We start from the raw sequence: 17,592 nt of genomic DNA on the forward strand, positions 1-17,592 counted from the left end.
GATAAAATAGGGAGATTAAAACTTAATCTCCATATTGGTTATTTATTTTTTATTCAATTTATTTTATTACATTTTTGGTGATAGATATGCACTGCCATCATAACAATCTCTACAGCAATCATATCTGCAATTTTGACCATTATTATTTTTACAAGGATCTGCCTGCATTTCTATTTCTTTTAATTCTATCTTTTCCTCTATTTTTATTTTTTTGCTTTCTTTTAATTCAGACATTTTTCCTTCCTCCTATTTTTTAATTATTTTATATATAAATCTGAACTAAATTAGAATATCAAATAGTATCCTCTGCCAAATATTTTTTATTTTTTCTTTTGTTTTGTGTGCAGGCTGCTATTTTCAATCTTTTCAATTCAGTTAATATATCCAATTTAAGAATTTGTTATCTTTAATCTTCTTCCCTTTTCTTGTCTTTAAAATAACATTATCTTTAACTAAGAACAATAGATTTGTCCTGAACGGTAGGAAAAACGTCCTGAATGGTAAGTTTATGAATCTATATCTCTCATACCATCTGATATTTCTTTATTTTTAAAATCTCTATTTGCTAGTTTTACTGCTATTATACAAGTAGCTAATGTAACAACAGCGAATATTATCGCCTGTGGATATGGGAATGTAAAGTCCATAAAATGCTCTATACCAAAGTTTGTATATGCATTATTGTTCCACTCAACATATTTTACAAGTTTGTATGTTGCTAAGGCTATTCCAGATACTATACTTAATACTGCATATGTTATTGCTTCGAACATATTCATACTATTCATATCTTTAGCAGACATTCCTAAAGCTCTCATTGTAAATATCTCTTTTCTTCTTTCCATTAAGTTAGATTTAACTGTACAGAATATACTTATTGCTGCAATCATAAGTACTAAAGTTATGTTTATCATGCTTTTTCTGAACACTTCTTTTTTAGAATTATTCTGAATATTGGCAAAACCTACTTTTAAAGCTATACTTCCTGGTATATTTTGTGTTATATATTCTTCTACTTTACGATTTGCTTTTTCATTTTCAAAACTTTCATAATCTACAGTCAAGTTATTATATGCTTTAAATCCTAAAAGTTCTTTCATATTATCTTCAGATGTTATAACCTCAAATTTATATGGCATTAGTGCATCACCATAAGACATCCAATCAGGTTCTAAAATAGCTGCTACTCTTACTTTTACATTTTTCTTTTCTATTTTATCTCCATTATGGTATTTTACACCAATATCGATTATATCCCCTTGTTTTAAATCTTTAAATATCTTTTTCTGAGTAATAGTTTTTATCATATCATAAAAACTATTGTAAACAGCCACATTTATATATCCATCAGTTTTTGTTTCTAATTCTTCAGCAGTCTTTCCATCTAGCATATATGGTTCAACATATTTCTTTAATCCTTGATTACTATAAAATCTAAGATGATTTTCACATTCTACTTTTTTGTCACCTTCTAAACCGTAATAATCTATAAATGCTTTTTCAACATTTTTCTTATCTGCTACAAATGTAGATGTCGCATTATATGATGGATTTACTACTTTTACTCCATCCATCTTTCTTATTTTTTCTATTTTTTCATCCGGTATTTTGTATGTTTCTGGGTCATTTGCTATACCTATAGAAGTTTCTACATCATATTTATAATATATTGTTCTTATCTTATCATTTACCTCTTCTTCTATACTAGAAAAAGTATACATTATTAAATATCCACAAAGTGTTATTGTAAGTATTGATACAAGAGTTCTAGTCTTTTTAATCCAAAGATTTCTAATTCCCATATATCTAAATATTCCGAATTTATCTTGAATAAACTTTCCTATTTTAGATTGCTTTTCTCTTTTTTTGTGTTTTGTAGAGTTAGATATAGCTTCCATACATCCTACTCTACCAATTCTAATAACTGGAATTATTGTAGCTAATACTATTGCAAATATAGATATATTTGCTGTTTTCATAATTACATCTTTATCAATGTGTAGATTAGGACTAATTCCTATCTCGTTCAATAAAGGATCTTTAAAAATAATTAATCCTAATTTTGTTATACCAATCCCTAATACAATTCCTATAATTGTTCCAAATACTGCAAGAAGTATAGATTGATATACTACCATAAATCTTATATCTCTTTTCCTTGCTCCAATAAGTCTTAGCATACTTATTTCTCTAAGATATTCACTCCATATTATATTCATCATATTAAATACTAAAAGTATAACTGTTATTATCAAAACTATATTATTTTGATTTATCTCTTTTACACTTTTTAAATCATTAATAGAAAATAATTCTGATAAATAATTTGAATTTGCATTTATTGTTAGTCTTCCAAGATTGTAATCATTTACTAATTTATCTACTTTATTACTAGCAACCAATTCATTTCCTTTAAATCTAAGTATAATATCATATGTTAATGCTTCCTGTGGTATTATACTTTTCCCTTCAAAATCTCCGTATGTATAAGAAATTCCTCTTTTTTGCTCAGCACCTGTACTTGAACTACTTATAGTCCTTGCTTCTTTATACGTCCTTTTTACTGTTCCAACTACTTTAAAACTCTTATTTTCTGAATATAACTTTTTCTCACCACTTGGTAGAGTGTATTCTTTTCTAAGCTCAAAAGATATTGTCTTTCCTATTGGGTTACCTGATACTCCCAAATTTTTAGCACTTTCTTCATCTAATACTATTTCGTCGTTATTTTTGGGTTTTCTTCCTTCTAACACCTGTGCCTTTCTATCAAAGAAATTCATAGGATTATCATTTTCTCCATTAAATGATTTTAATTCTACTCTTGTTCCATTTTCTTTATTTATTAAAAATCCTAAGTTTTGTACATTGTCCCTGTATCCTACTCTATTATCATTTTCTACCTTTTCTAACTTTTCTTTGCTAATATCTACATACTCACAATGATAATCTCCATAAGACTTTTTAAATGCTTCCATTCTATTATATGTTTGAGATACTTCAAGCATATCCATAGAAATCATAAATGCAACTGTAGCTATTACCATGATAAACATCATCAAAGTCCTTGATTTATTCTTCTTCATATATAAAGAAGATAACTTTCTATATATTTTCATAACAATCACTCTCCTTTTTTATAAAATAACATTTTTAAAATTCATAAACAATAGATTTTGACGAGTGGTATTAAATATGGAGTGAATGGCAATCTTTTTATCTTTACAAGATTAAAACAAAAAAATAAGAGCATCCGTATCAATACTTTGATACAAATACTCTTTTTATTTACAGAGCTTATAAACCTAATTTTTGGGGATAACCACCTTTATTCTAAATGTATTTTCATCACAAGAGATATTCATTTTTCCATTATATTTCTTTACAGAAGCTTCAACACTTTTTATCCCTATACCATGTTTTGATTTATCATTTTTACTTGTAATATATCGTCCTTCTACTTTTTTAACATCATTTTCTTTACTATTTTCACAAATAAAAACAAACATATTTTTAGCCCACATAGATTTTAAATTTATATACTTTCTACTATTTTCAATTTTATCACAGGCTTCTATTGCATTATCCAGTATATTTCCTAAAATACTAGACATATCTATATTTTCTATAAATCCTGTATTTTTAGAATCTAGATCTAAAATAAACTCTATCCCTTTATTCTCACAAATCTTCATTTTTTCGTCTACAATTATATCAAAAATAGCATTTCCACTTGCTTTAATTTGGTTAACTTTATTTAATTCATTTTGTATACTTTCTATATACTCTAAATAATCCGATTTATTTTTATTCATATTTTTTATAGCATAAAGATGATTGTTCATATCATGATATAAGCGTCTAATATCTTCTTGAGATTTTTCTAATTTTTCATAGTAATCATTTTTAGATTCAAGTCTAGTATACATTTCTTTTTCTTTTACTTTTTCTTCACTTTGTTTTTTTATCTCAAGAATTATATAAAGAATTATTACTGTAGATATTATAGTAAACATAGGTATTATTTTTGTAATAATAATATACAATTCTGAACGATTTATTCCATATTTTTCTATCTTTATTACATATTGCATTAATACTATGTAAACAAAATTTAGCATAATTATATTTATTGAATACCTATAAATTTTATTCTTTAAAAATCTATCTATTAATTTGTCTAATATTATTACACTTATCCAAATTGTTATTGCTATAATTATTATTTTTATATTAAATATATTCCAGTCATGCAATTCAAATTTCAAAGAAAGTGGACTCGACATACTTATTTTATTTTCAAATGTAAATAAAAATCTTGATAAAAAATAATTCTCAATCATACTTATATATTGTCCTGTTAGTATATATAAAAAAGTAAACTTTTTCCATTCTAATTTATATACTTTTGAATATATATAAATAATTCCTATCATTATAACTATATTACTTATAATCCAAATTGCTTTTTCCTTAGATATTCTCATATTCTTAATAATCTCTATTAAATTGAACGATAATGAAGAATGTTGGTTTATATTATTATCTAAAATAGCTATATTCCATAAGCTGATATATCTTGATACAATATACAATACTATTATTATTGTCGCCTGAATAACTATATTTTTTAAAAAATCTATATCGCTATATTTCCTATATCCCACTACCCAATTTAATATAGATATCGATAATATTATACAAGTCAAATCAATACACTCACCAATTAATACATCCATTATATATCCTCTCCTATTGACCAGAAGTATTTATCCACTACTTCTTTATATTTATTTCTGCTAATAGGTATTCTAGCTCCATTTTCCATAATTATATCCCTATTGTAAATCTCTTCAATATATATCATATTTACAATATAACTCCTATGACATTGTATAAATAATTGTTTTTCAAAGTTAGACACAATATCATTTAAGTTACCTCTACATTCTAAATCTCCCTCTTTTGTGCATAGTTTTATTTTTTTATTAATTGCTTCTATATATATTAGATCTCTACTATATACTTTCTTAAATCCATTATCGGTCTTTATTTTTAAAAAGCAGCCTCTTTTCTTAGCTACTTCTACCACACACTCTTTTAGATTTTTTTCTATAACTTCATGTTGTATTGGCTTTTTTATAAATCTAAATGCTCTTACCTCAAAAGCTTCACTTATTTTTTCTCCTATTGATGTTACAAATATTATCTCAGTTGTTCTATCATATTCTCTTAGTTTACGAGCAGTTTCCATACCATCCAACCCATCCATTTGTATATCTAAAAAAAGTATATCTATTTCATTATCTAATTCTATATATTTTATAACATCTTCACCATTGCTAAATTCTTTGACTTGATACTCTATGTCTTTATCTATCATTGTATTTAGTATAGCGTTTTTTATATCCATTCTAACGTCTAACTCATCATCACATATTCCTATTGTTATCATTTTTTACCTCTCTTTATATCAACTAATTAAAAAGAGAGTATCTATGCTTTATAATTTTTGACATAAATACTCTCTCCCTTCTTTACTATTATTTATCTAGTTCTTTATGAACAATATGGCTCAAAATGTACAAATTTTCTATTTCGTATAAGTACAAATTCTCATAATTTATATCTATACCAAATTCTTTATTTAGCATACAAACAAAATCATACGCATTATCTCCATACAACCCTGTCATATTATTAATCAAACTATTTTTTTCAAGAAACTCTATATTTATTCGTCCATCTGCAAAATTTTCATTCAAAATATCAACAATCTTTCTAACAATAGTATCATACACATATTCTTTTTTATATTTGTATCTTCTTTCTTTATATGTTTCAGATATGTTTGATTTACTTTTTAAAATTTGCTCTATTTTATAAATATCTTTTGTATTCTCTTTATACATTATCTCTGCTATTATCCCCGCAGCTAATGCAGATGCTCTACTATGCTTTCCAAATGCAGTTACACTATCTTTAAATTTATACAATCTATCTCTTCCATTTGCATACATTTGGTTTTCTCTTTTACTATCATATGTATAATCATCATCCTTACAAATTCTCTTATATCCTTTCACACCAATTACAGAATCAAATGAAGCTGGATAACTTTTTATATTTTTTGCTTTTTTATGTTTAGAAGCTACTAGTATCTTTCCTTCACTTCTAAGAATATTACATACTGTTCTCAAATCTTCAAGTCTATTTTCTTTTATCATAGATGCTGATATATTTATTATATCTATATTTTTACCAATTAGATTTGCTAATGCTACTATAAGCTTTGATACTTCAGTCACTCCTTCATCATTAAATATCTTAATAGGATATATTATCGCTTCTGGGCATCTTTCTAGTATAGTCTTTGCACATAATGTTCCATGTCCTATTACATCATCTATATTATCTATACCTTCAACTTGCAATTCTTTATCATATACATATCTATCTTTGATATCTTTATCTTCCGTATCTATTCCTGTATCTAATACAGCAATTTTTATATTTTTCATAGAACTACCTCTTTATTCATTTCTATACAATTTATAGTATATTCCCTTTTTAGATATAAGTTCTTCGTGATTTCCTGATTCTGCTATTTTTCCATTTGACATTACAAATATTTTGTCTACATCTTTTATAGTAGATAATCTGTGTGCTATCACTATTACTATTCTATCTTCTAAGTTCTTCTTTATACTATCCATTATTATATCTTGAGATACATTATCCAATGCTGATGTAGCTTCATCAAATATAATAATTGGACTATCACATAACATAGCTCTGGCTATAGAAATTCTTTGCTTTTGTCCTCCAGATATTTTTATTCCTTTTTCCCCTATCTCTGTATCTAAACCAGCTTCAAGAGAAGAAATAAAATCATCTAAACCAGCTAAACTACAAACTCTCAATATATCATCATCTGGTATTTTTTTACCTAATGATATATTATTTCTTATTGTACTATCAAATATAACTATCTCTTGACTAACTACAGAAATACATTTTCTCAAAGACATAAGTTTTATATTTCTTATATCTCTTTCATCAATTTTAATACTTCCATCATCAACATCCCATAGTCTATACATAAGCTTTGAAAGAGTTGATTTTCCACATCCACTCTCTCCAACAATAGCTGAAATATCTCCTCTTTCAAATTTCATAGATACATTATTTAAGATATATTTCTTTTCAGATTCATCATTTTCATATCCAAATTTTACATTTTCAACAGATATTTCTTTAATATTATCTGCTCTTAGTCCTTCTAGCATATTTTGATCTTCATCTATAACAGGCTCTTCATCTAATATAGAATATACTCTTTCTATAGAAACTTTAGCTTGTTGTATTCTATTATTTGCATTTACAATACTTATACATGGACCTATTAACATTCCTGCATAGTTTTGAAATGCTATTAATGAACCTAATGTAAAATCTCCATTTATTATCATATATCCACCATATCCATATATAGCCATACTCATCATAAGATTAAATATATTTGCAACACACATATTTCCACTCATAAGAACATCTATTTTTATATCTTTATTTATAAGTCCTCTCTGACCTTTTATAAATTGTGATATAAAAAACCTCTTTGATTTAGATATTATAACATTCATTATATTATAAACATATTCTTGAACTACATTGCTTGTATCACCATATTCATCTCTAAACATACTCACATTAGAATGTATATTTTTTGTAAAGTATCTCTGCGTTGTAACAAGTAATATTTGTATAAACACAACAACTACAAAAAGAACAGACTGTAGTCTGAACATTAAGTAGAGAGAAATAATCGCTGTTATTGAATTTTTAATAATAGAAAATACAAGTTCCGCATCTATATTTTCTATTATATCTATATCAGATTGTACTATAGACATAAGATTTCCAGTTTTATTCTCTGTATAGAATTTTCCAGATAACTTCGATAAATGATCTAATACCTTCAATCTAAACTTTACAGCCACCCTATTTCTCATAGTTGCATATATATAGCCTAGTGCCAAATTTAAAACTCTAGCTAAAACTGACATTACAGAATAAGCTACAATTATTTTTAATAGTAATTCAAGATTTTTTCCTGTTATACCTTTATCTACCATATTTTTTGTCATCATAGGCAGAACAAGGTCTATTGATGTTATAAATATCACCATTATCATTGCAGTAAAAATACTCATCTTATTATGATTTACTACAAATTTTATAAACCTTTTTACAGGACTTTTTCTTTTGGATATATCTGACTTTTCCATTTATAAATCCCTACCTCTTTCACCAAGTTCCAAAAGTTTTTTAGTTGTTTTAAAGTTCATATGTTCATCAACACAAGCCATATATGGCACTTCTGAATAACTACCTGTACTAAGTTTGTTAACTATTCTACATCTTACAGCAGTACAGTATTCTTTTCTTGTACAACCTGAACATTCTTCAAAATCTCTAAAATTCTCATTAACAACTTCTTTTAATTTATCTTTATCTAAAGGGTTTTCATTATATATATTTCCTATTTCATAGTCTTTTTTACCTATTGCAAATGTACACGGATAAATTGTTCCATCTGTATCTATGCAAAATGTGCATATACCACCAAAACAATCCCCTCGCTTAACATTTAAAAGTCTTAAATCTGTCATACCTAAATTTACTTCTGGATTTTTTAAATGAAAGTCTATAAGCTTCATTCTCTGTTCTTTATATACTTCAACTTTTTCCTCGCTCCACTCAGACATAATATCTACAGCAGTTGCAAGATATCTAAAGCCAAGTTTTGACACACTTTCAATACTTTCATACATTTTATCTACATTATATTGGTTAAATGTCATCCTACATCTAATAGGTATATTTTCATCTTGTAGTTTTTTTATATTTTTCATAACTATATCATATGATCCACTTCCGTCTGGAAATACTCTATTTGCATTATGTGATTCTTTAGTACCATCTAAACTTATAGATACCTCTGTTAAATCATTTTTTATGAACTCTAGTATTTCATCGTTCATTATTGTTCCATTTGTAGTCATATCATATATTATTTTTCTATCTACTATTTCATCATCCAATTTATTTTTAATATATTTTACTATATCAAAATTTAGAAGAGGTTCTCCACCATGAAGTGTTATCCATAGTGGTCTTTTATCATCCTTTTCTTCTTTTAGTTTTTCTTTTATAAACTCTATACATTTATCTGCTGTTTCTTTGTTCATATATTTTTTAGGTTTACAACCACCTTCATAACAGTAGCTACATCTAAGGTTACAATCATCAGTCATTACTATTGTAAATTTCATATTTTTATTCCCCCCATACTATTCTATTTAATTGTGGTTTCATTATAGAACACCATTTTTCATAGTCAGGACAATCTTCATTATCTAACAACTTATCTACTAGTGCAGGACAGAAAAAGCAAAACACATTTACATCACAATCCTTACATTTTTCAAAATTATACGGCATTATATTTTGTAGTCTAGCTGCTAGTTTACTATCAGATAAATCATAATCAAAATCAAGCACACTCATTCTCGTATCTTTATCTAATGTACTTCCATAAGAATACTCTGGTTTTATCAAAGATTGACATGGATACATATTTCCATCATAATCGATAAACATTTTTGACTTATACATATCACAAGAACATGATTTTAGATTATCTTTATCTTTTTCAAAACTTAATTTATCTAATTCTGTAAGTCCAAATGGAAGTATAGTTTCCTCTGATATAAAGTATGACGCATTTTCTACTCCTCTACCTTCTGGCTCAAAGCATCTAACCATTCCTTTTGTTCCTATTCTTTCATTTAAAGCATAAAATTTTTCTTCAAGGTGTTTATTCTTATCTCCAACAACCATAGACGTTCTTATATTTCTAAATCCTCTAGTATGAAGTAATACTATAGATCTCATTATTTTATTGAATACTCCTCTTCCCCTAACTAATCCACAAGTTTCTTCATCTACTCCATCTATACTTATTTCTACTCTATTAAAATGATTTACTATAAAGTCTACATTAGATTCATCTATAAGAGTTGCATTTGTAGAAAGAACTAGTTCTGTTTTACAGTCTTTTTCTTTAAAGTAATGAACACACTCTTCAAAATCGCTTCTTATCATAGGCTCTCCACCTGTTATTATAAACTCATACGGTTCTAGTTCAGCTACAAAATCCATAATGGATTTTACATCTTCTGTAGTTAGTATATCTTTTTCTGTAGAGTTGCAATTTGTACAACAATGTCTACAAGCTAAATTACACTTATGAGTTGCTGCCAAATATATAGCTTTAAATCTATTATTCATATTTTTATAAAAATCTTCACTCATTGATGATTCAAGTATACCTGCTTTTCCCATGTTTATCATAAGGTCTTTTATATATTCCTTGTCTGAACCTTCAAACATATTGACAAATTCTTCTACTGTAAGTCCCATTTCTTCTGCCTTTTTTATATATGAGTATACTTCTTTACTTTGAATTATATGTCTTTTAAATCTTGTGTTGTACATAAGTACTCTGTTGTTTCTTTCTCTTATTATCAGTTCTTTGTCTTTAAATTTAATTATTTCTTCTCTAAACTTCAAAGTAATCACCTTCTTTATGATTTTATTTAATATATGAGGATAGAAAAAACTATCCTCATATACATCAGTTATTTTTATAAAATTCTACTTCCACAATATATTTTCCAAATGCTTTTTATTAAATTCACAGTATTTTTCAAATGCTTTTTCATTTTCATATAGTAACCGATTTTTCGCTGGACAAGTATTACAAAAGGCATTTACTGAACAATCTCTGCAGCGAGTTTGATTTTTTAAATCTAAGTTTTCAAAGTTTTTAAATCCTTCAAAATCCTTTTTATATAATTTTTCCTCTGTTTCTAAGTCCATATCTAATATATTAAATGTCTTAAATTTATCATCTGTTATATTTGGACAAGAATACACATATCCATCATCTGCTATAAATATGCTATTTCTTCCAGCATTACAATGTCCTGTATTTATATTGTCATAGCTATTTTCATCTAAAGTATATAAATCTTGAGGAGTGTAGAATACCTCATCATTTTCAACATACTTTTCACATCCACTAAATCCTCTTCCAAATTTACAGAAGTATCTTATTCTCGCTTTTGTACCTATTTTTTCATTTAATTCTTCAAACTTTTGTTTATATCCTTCGTTGTATTTTCCCATTACCATAGATATACTTATCTTATCGCAACCATTATCTTTAAGATATCCAATAGCCTTCATAACCTTGTTGAATACACCTTTTCCCCTTATTTCTGAACAAGTTTCTTCATCGTATCCATCAAGGCTAATCTCTACTGCGTAAAAATTATCACTTATAAATTTAGCCATTTTTTCATCTATTAGCGTAGCATTTGTGCTTAGTATGAGCTTTTCGTCGTATTTTGATTTTATATATTCTATAAACTCAACAAAGTCTTTTCTTACAAGTGGCTCTCCTCCTGATATTGTAAGATTGATTGGGTTTAATTTTAATACATTGTCTACAACTTTTTTTAGCTCGTCCAAGTTCATTCTTTCTTCCCGATTTATGTTTGATTCTTTGCAGCAATAGCAACAATTTAGGTTACATTTATTAGTTATAGCTATTGAAACTTTTGGAATCATTCCATAATATATTTCTTCATTTGGATTTTCTGTTACTAGATCTAAATCTTCTAATGATTTTATTATTTTTCTAAAGTAGTCTTTGTCATCTTCACTAAATAAATCAATCATTTTTTCAAGAGCCAGTTGTTTTTCAACTGACTCTTCTATCACTTCATAACATACAAGAGGAATTTTTATCCATTTTCCACTATATTGGTCGGATATTATAACAGTGTTGTCTTTTTTCATTATGTTTGCTTTTTTATTATAAAAATAACCACTCATCACACTTCCTCCTCTAGTCTATATCTCTCATACCATCTGATATTTCTTTATTCTTGAAATCTCTGTTTGCTAGTTTTACTGCTATTATACAAGTAGCTAGTGTAACAACTGCAAATATTATCGCCTGTGGATATGGGAATGTAAAGTCCATAAAATGCTCTATACCCTCTGCTTTATATGCATCATTGTACCATTTAACCTCATTTAAAAGTTTATATGTACCTAATGCTATACCACCTATTATACTTAATACCGCATATATAACAGCCTCGTACATATTCATACTATTCATATCTTTAGCAGACATTCCCAAAGCTCTCATTGTAAATATTTCTTTTCTTCTTTCCATTAAATTAGATTTAACTGTGCAGAATATACTTATAGCCGCAATCATAAGTACTAATGTTGTATTCATAAAACCTTCTCTATAGTTTATTTCTTTATATTCATTTTGCATATTGTAAAATTCTTGTTTTATACTTAATGATGCAGGTATATTTTCTTTAATATATTTTTCTACTTTTCTATTTTCCTCCACATTATTTATATCCTTGTAATCTACGATAAGATTGTTATATGCTTTAAATCCTAATAATTCTTTCATATTATCATCGGATGTTATTATCTCTAATCCAGAAGGTTGAAGAAAATCTCCATAAGACTGCCAATCATCTTTAAGAATAGCTCCTACTCTAACCTTTACATTTCTTTTTTCTATCTTATCTCCATTATGGTATTTTACACCAAGAGTAATAATATCTCCTACCTTTAAATTTTTATAAATCTTATGGTAATAATGCGTTTTTATAGGATCATAAAAACTATTAAATACAGCTACATTTACATAACCATCTGTTTTTTGTTCTATCTCTTTTGCAGTCTTATTATCTAACATATATGGCTCTACAACTTTCTTTATATCATCATTTCCAAAAAATCTAATATGATTTTGATATTCAACTTTTTCACTTCCATCTATTCCAAAATACTCTATATAGTAGTCATTTATTTTTTCCTTATCTTCAATAAAGGTTGCATCACCATTAAATCTAGCATTTGCAAATTTAACAGCATCCATATTTTTTATTTTTTCTATTTTATTTTCTGGTATTTTATATGTTTCTGGATCATTTCCTATCCCTATTGATGATTCTATATCATATTTATGATATATTTTCCTTATATTATCATCTGCTTTGTCGTGTATACTTGAAAAAGTGTATATAATCAAATATCCACAAAGTGTAATTACTAGTATTGATATTAGTGTTCTAGTCTTTTTAAGCCAAAGGTTTCTTACTCCCATATATCTGTAAATACCAAATTTATCCTGTATAAATTTACCTATCTTTGATTGTTTAGCTTTACTTTTATGTTTTGAAGAATTTGATATACTTTCCATACATCCTACTCTTCCTATTTTTATAACTGGAACTATTGTAGCTAATGCTATAGATATAACAGATATTATTATTGTTTTTGTTATTACACCTGAATCTATATGGATTTTTGGTTTTACCTTTGCTATTTCCAAAGTACTATCTTTAAGTATATTAACTCCTATTCCTGTTATACCAATTCCAACTATAACTCCTATAGCTGTTCCTATTACAGCAAGTAGCAGCGATTGATATATTACCATAAATCTTATATCTCTCTTTCTTGCTCCAATAAGTCTTAGCATACTTATTTCTTTTAAGTATTCTCCCCAAATTATATTTAGCATATTAAACACTAAAAGAACTATAGTTAATATCAATACTAAATTATTTGAACTTGTTTCAGCTAATTCTCTTTTTTCTTTAATCTTATTTAAAGCTGATAAATAATTTCCATTTGGATTAAGTGAGCTTCTTCCAAGTTCATATTCCATAGCTACTTTTTCAACAAAGTTTCCCGCTCTTTCTTCATTACCGTTGAATCTCACTATTATATCGTATGTCAATGCTTCATTAGGTATTATGTTTTGTCCATTAAAATCTCCATATGTATAACTAAGTCCTCTTTCTTGTTCTGCGCCTGTTATATTTGAATTAAGTCCTTCATATACTCTTTTTACTAGACCAACTACTTTGAAAGTTTTATTTTTAGAATATAATTTTTCCTCTCCATTTGAAAGAGTATAGCTTTTTCTAAGTTCAAAAGATATAGTTTTTCCTATAGGATTTCTTTCTATACCTAAGTTTTTAGCACTTATTTCGTCTATTATTATTTCGTTGTTATTTTTAGGTATTTTGCCTTTAAGAATTTGACCTTTTCTATCAAAATATTTCATTGAATTATCATTTTCCCCATTAAATGATTTTAATTCAACTCTAGTTCCATTATCCTTATTTATTAAATATCCTAAGTTTTGTACATTATCGTTATATCCTACTCTCTTATCTTTAGAAACTTGTTGCATTTTTTCTTTACTTATATCTACATACTCACAATGATAATCTCCATATGTTTTTTTATATACTTCTGCTTTATCATATGCTCTAGATATATTTATCATGTCAATAGAAATCATAAATGCTACTGTAGCTATTATCATAATAAGCATCATCAGACTTCTTGATTTATTCTTTTTTATGTATTGTAAAGAAAGTTTTCTATATATTTTTTTCATAATATCACCTCTTTTATTTTGTAAAATAATAGGGGAGTTTAACTCCCCCCATTATTTTATACATAAATATATAATTTTTTAATACATATCTGTTCCATATGATGTAGTATGGTTATGGCAATCTTGGCAACAATCATATTTACATGGTTTATGATTATTTCCTTTACAAGGATCTGCCTGCATTTCAACATCTTTTATTTCTATTTTTTCCTTTATTTCTATTTTTCCACCTTTTACTAATTTTTCTTCTTTTCTCATTTTTAGTTCCTCCTACTATTTTTTATTATTTTATATATAAATCTGAACTAAATTAGAATCTCAAATAGTATCCTCTGCCAAATCTTATTTTTATATCTTTTCTTTTATTCTGTGTGCAGGCTGCTATTTTTAATCTTTTCAATTCAGTTAATATATCAAATTTAAGAATTTGTTATCTTTAATCTTCTTCCCTTTTCTTGTCTTTAAAATAACATTTTTAATTATTAAAAACAATAGATTTGTCCCGAGTGGTAGGAAAAACGTCCTTAACGGTAAAAATTTATCTTTACAAACAAAAAAATAAGAGCGTACACATCATTTTTTGACGCATACACTCTTAAATTTATAAATTCTATATTAAATTTTATCTCTTAGGAATCATTATTTTTACTTTAAACAAATTATCGTCGCAGAATATCATCATATTTCCATCATAATTTTTAACAGCTTTTTCAACACTTTTTATTCCTATTCCATGCTCAGATTTATTAAGCTTATCAGTTATAAATCTATCTCCTATTTTTTTAACCTCATTTTCTTTGCTATTTTCACAGATTATTACAAACATATCATCTGCCCACATAGAAGTTAGTTTTATATATTTTTTATTGCTTGTCATTTTATCACAAGCTTCTATAGCATTATCCAATATATTTGCCAATATGCTAGACATATCCATATTTTTAATAAATCCTGTATTTTTAGAGTCTACATCAATCTTAAAATCTATACCTTTACTTTGGCAAATATTCATTTTTTCGTCTACAATTATATCAAAGAGAGAGTTTCCACTTAATCTCGCTTTACGTGATTCATTTAGCTCATTTTGTAAGCTTAATATATATTCAGACGCATCTTCTGAGCTTTTATTCATCATCTGTATATTGTATAGATGATTATTCATATCGTGGTATAATCTTCTTATTTGGTTTTGAGATTCTTCTACTTTTTCATAATAATCATTTTTAGTTTCTAATCTATTGTATACCCGTTTTTCTTTCAACCTTTCTTCATTTTCTTTTTTCATCTCAATAACTATATATATAGTTATTGCAATAGCCAATATAGATAATTTGGGTATTACTTCTATAATAATCAAATACTTTTCATTTGGAAATCCTCCATATTTCTCTGAAAATCGCACTAATATTTTTAGTATTATAAATACAACATTTACAAGAATTATATATGATGCGTATACATATATATTATTTTTTAAAATTTTATTTATAATTTTAATAAAAATAATAATTAATATACATACTAAAAATAAAATTACTAATACCTTTATATTAAATATATTCCAATCGTGTATATTTAAATTATGAACTATATCATCTGATAAACTTTTACCAGTTTGAGTTGCAAATAATATTCTTGGTACAATAATATTTTCAAATACATCTGTATATTGCCCCGCTAAAATGTATAAAAATATAAATTTCTTCCAATCAACATTATATATTTTTTTGTATATCAAAGTCATACTTGTCATTATCATCATATTTATTATAATCCACATAGAATTTTCTATTGAAAATTTTAAATTTTTGATAATATAAAATAAACTAAAATAATACTTTGGAATATCTACTTCTTCATTGTATATGTTATTTATATTCCATATTTCAATATATCTTGATGCTATAAATATAATTATCACTATAGCTGATTGAATAGCTATGTTCTTCCATTTATCTATATCACAGTTTTTTCTATAACCAACTACAAAATTAACTATACTGATAGATAAAATAATACTCGCCAATCTTATAATTTCCGCTAATAATATATCACTCATTATACATCCTCACCTACTGACCAGAAGTATCTATTCATCACTTCTTTATACTTGCTTCTACTTATTGGAACAATAGATCCATCCTTCATAATAATATCCTTGTTGCCTATTTCTTTTATGTATATTATATTTACAACATAACTTCTATGACATTGTACAAATAGCTGCTTTTCAAGATTATCCATTATTTCTTTTAGAGTTCCTCTATATTCAAAATTGCCCTCTTTTGAGTATATTTTTATCATTCTATTAAGAACCTCTATATACACAATATCTCTACTATATATTTTTCTAAATCCTGTTTCTGTTTTTATCTTTAAGAAACAACCTCTCTTTCTCGCTATTTCTATTACACATTCTTTTAGATTCTTTTCTATAACCTCATGCTGCACAGGCTTTTTAATAAATCTAAATGCCCTCACTTCAAAAGCTTCACTTATCTTATTCTCTATAGACGTTACAAAAAGTATCTCTGTCGTTCTATCATACTCTCTAAGCTTACGAGCTGTTTCCATACCATCTAATCCATCCATCTGTATATCTAAAAACAGTATATCTATCTCATTATCAGATGATATATATTTTATAACATCCTCACCCTTACAAAACTCTCTTATCTCATACTCTGTATTATCTTCCTTCATACTTTCTATCACAGACTCTCTTATCGCATCTCTAACATCTAACTCATCATCACAAATTCCAATTGTTACCATTTAATTACCTCACACATAACCTTTAATACTTACTTAATTACATTACTATTGTAACACAAAACTATTTTTGTAAACTAATAAGTTTCTTTATATCTATTGTAATCAAAGCATATCGGTTTACAACTATTCCTATGAAATGTACTTCTTTTTAAATAATCTTTTATGAATTTAGTGTATTGTCAGAGAGTGGTATAAATCGAAATTTGCCAGAACTATTGATAGTATGTAGCATATGAGTT

Annotated in this window: 13 protein-coding genes; all 13 read right to left on the minus strand. The window is 26.4% G+C overall.

Going from position 1 to position 17,592, the window contains the following annotated elements; translation table 11 throughout:
• Positions 1-66: 66 nt before the first annotated feature.
• The gene (locus DWX74_RS11165) at positions 67-234 is read right to left on the minus strand and encodes a hypothetical protein (protein WP_006439184.1); all 168 of its coding nucleotides are present in this window, start codon (positions 232-234) and stop codon (positions 67-69) included.
• A 272-nt stretch (positions 235-506) separates the two neighbouring features.
• Positions 507-3,116: an ABC transporter permease gene (locus DWX74_RS01560; protein ID WP_286164136.1), complete on the minus strand. Its 2,610-nt coding sequence runs from the start codon at positions 3,114-3,116 to the stop codon at positions 507-509.
• 186 nt (positions 3,117-3,302) lie between these two features.
• The gene (locus tag DWX74_RS01565) at positions 3,303-4,736 is read right to left on the minus strand and encodes an ATP-binding protein (RefSeq protein WP_118548394.1); all 1,434 of its coding nucleotides are present in this window, start codon (positions 4,734-4,736) and stop codon (positions 3,303-3,305) included.
• Positions 4,736-5,452, minus strand: a complete 717-nt coding sequence (locus tag DWX74_RS01570; RefSeq protein WP_118548395.1) for a LytR/AlgR family response regulator transcription factor — start codon at positions 5,450-5,452, stop codon at positions 4,736-4,738. The genes DWX74_RS01565 and DWX74_RS01570 overlap by 1 nt, the downstream gene beginning before the upstream one ends.
• An 88-nt stretch (positions 5,453-5,540) precedes the next feature.
• Positions 5,541-6,518, minus strand: a complete 978-nt coding sequence (locus DWX74_RS01575) for a S8 family serine peptidase (RefSeq protein WP_118548396.1) — start codon at positions 6,516-6,518, stop codon at positions 5,541-5,543.
• Between the two features lie 12 nt (positions 6,519-6,530).
• Positions 6,531-8,288, minus strand: coding sequence for an ABC transporter ATP-binding protein (locus DWX74_RS01580; protein ID WP_118548397.1), 1,758 nt, complete (start codon positions 8,286-8,288; stop codon positions 6,531-6,533).
• A complete protein-coding gene (locus tag DWX74_RS01585) occupies positions 8,289-9,335 on the minus strand; it encodes a radical SAM/SPASM domain-containing protein (RefSeq protein WP_006439178.1) in 1,047 nt (348 codons plus the stop codon).
• Between the two features lie 4 nt (positions 9,336-9,339).
• A complete protein-coding gene (locus DWX74_RS01590) occupies positions 9,340-10,635 on the minus strand; it encodes a radical SAM protein (RefSeq protein ID WP_118548398.1) in 1,296 nt (431 codons plus the stop codon).
• A gap of 84 nt (positions 10,636-10,719) precedes the next feature.
• The gene (locus DWX74_RS01595; protein WP_118548399.1) at positions 10,720-11,964 is read right to left on the minus strand and encodes a radical SAM/SPASM domain-containing protein; all 1,245 of its coding nucleotides are present in this window, start codon (positions 11,962-11,964) and stop codon (positions 10,720-10,722) included.
• 13 nt (positions 11,965-11,977) lie between these two features.
• A complete protein-coding gene (locus tag DWX74_RS01600; RefSeq protein ID WP_118548400.1) occupies positions 11,978-14,578 on the minus strand; it encodes an ABC transporter permease in 2,601 nt (866 codons plus the stop codon).
• Between the two features lie 78 nt (positions 14,579-14,656).
• Positions 14,657-14,836, minus strand: a complete 180-nt coding sequence (locus DWX74_RS01605; protein WP_118548401.1) for a hypothetical protein — start codon at positions 14,834-14,836, stop codon at positions 14,657-14,659.
• Positions 14,837-15,200: 364 nt separating this feature from the next.
• Complete coding sequence (locus DWX74_RS01610) at positions 15,201-16,637, minus strand: sensor histidine kinase (protein ID WP_118548402.1); 1,437 nt, start codon at positions 16,635-16,637, stop codon at positions 15,201-15,203.
• Positions 16,637-17,353, minus strand: coding sequence for a LytR/AlgR family response regulator transcription factor (locus DWX74_RS01615; protein ID WP_118548403.1), 717 nt, complete (start codon positions 17,351-17,353; stop codon positions 16,637-16,639). The genes DWX74_RS01610 and DWX74_RS01615 overlap by 1 nt, the downstream gene beginning before the upstream one ends.
• Between the last annotated feature and the right edge of the window lie 239 nt (positions 17,354-17,592).

The organism is Peptoclostridium sp. AF21-18 (assembly GCF_003478825.1).
Lineage (GTDB): Bacteria > Bacillota > Clostridia > Peptostreptococcales > Peptostreptococcaceae > Peptacetobacter.

Bases quoted from the DNA above. Each gene is read 5' to 3' on its own strand.
- DWX74_RS01575 (WP_118548396.1), bottom strand. From the start codon at position 6,518: ATGAAAAATATAAAAATTGCTGTATTAGATACAGGAATAGATACGGAA.
- DWX74_RS01585 (WP_006439178.1), bottom strand. From the start codon at position 9,335: ATGAAATTTACAATAGTAATGACTGATGATTGTAACCTTAGATGTAGC.
- DWX74_RS01580 (WP_118548397.1), bottom strand. From the start codon at position 8,288: ATGGAAAAGTCAGATATATCCAAAAGAAAAAGTCCTGTAAAAAGGTTT.
- DWX74_RS01565 (WP_118548394.1), bottom strand. From the start codon at position 4,736: ATGGATGTATTAATTGGTGAGTGTATTGATTTGACTTGTATAATATTA.
- DWX74_RS01615 (WP_118548403.1), bottom strand. From the start codon at position 17,353: ATGGTAACAATTGGAATTTGTGATGATGAGTTAGATGTTAGAGATGCG.
- DWX74_RS01570 (WP_118548395.1), bottom strand. From the start codon at position 5,452: ATGATAACAATAGGAATATGTGATGATGAGTTAGACGTTAGAATGGAT.
- DWX74_RS01610 (WP_118548402.1), bottom strand. From the start codon at position 16,637: ATGAGTGATATATTATTAGCGGAAATTATAAGATTGGCGAGTATTATT.
- DWX74_RS11165 (WP_006439184.1), bottom strand. From the start codon at position 234: ATGTCTGAATTAAAAGAAAGCAAAAAAATAAAAATAGAGGAAAAGATA.
- DWX74_RS01600 (WP_118548400.1), bottom strand. From the start codon at position 14,578: ATGAAAAAAATATATAGAAAACTTTCTTTACAATACATAAAAAAGAAT.
- DWX74_RS01595 (WP_118548399.1), bottom strand. From the start codon at position 11,964: ATGAGTGGTTATTTTTATAATAAAAAAGCAAACATAATGAAAAAAGAC.
- DWX74_RS01560 (WP_286164136.1), bottom strand. From the start codon at position 3,116: ATGAAAATATATAGAAAGTTATCTTCTTTATATATGAAGAAGAATAAA.
- DWX74_RS01605 (WP_118548401.1), bottom strand. From the start codon at position 14,836: ATGAGAAAAGAAGAAAAATTAGTAAAAGGTGGAAAAATAGAAATAAAG.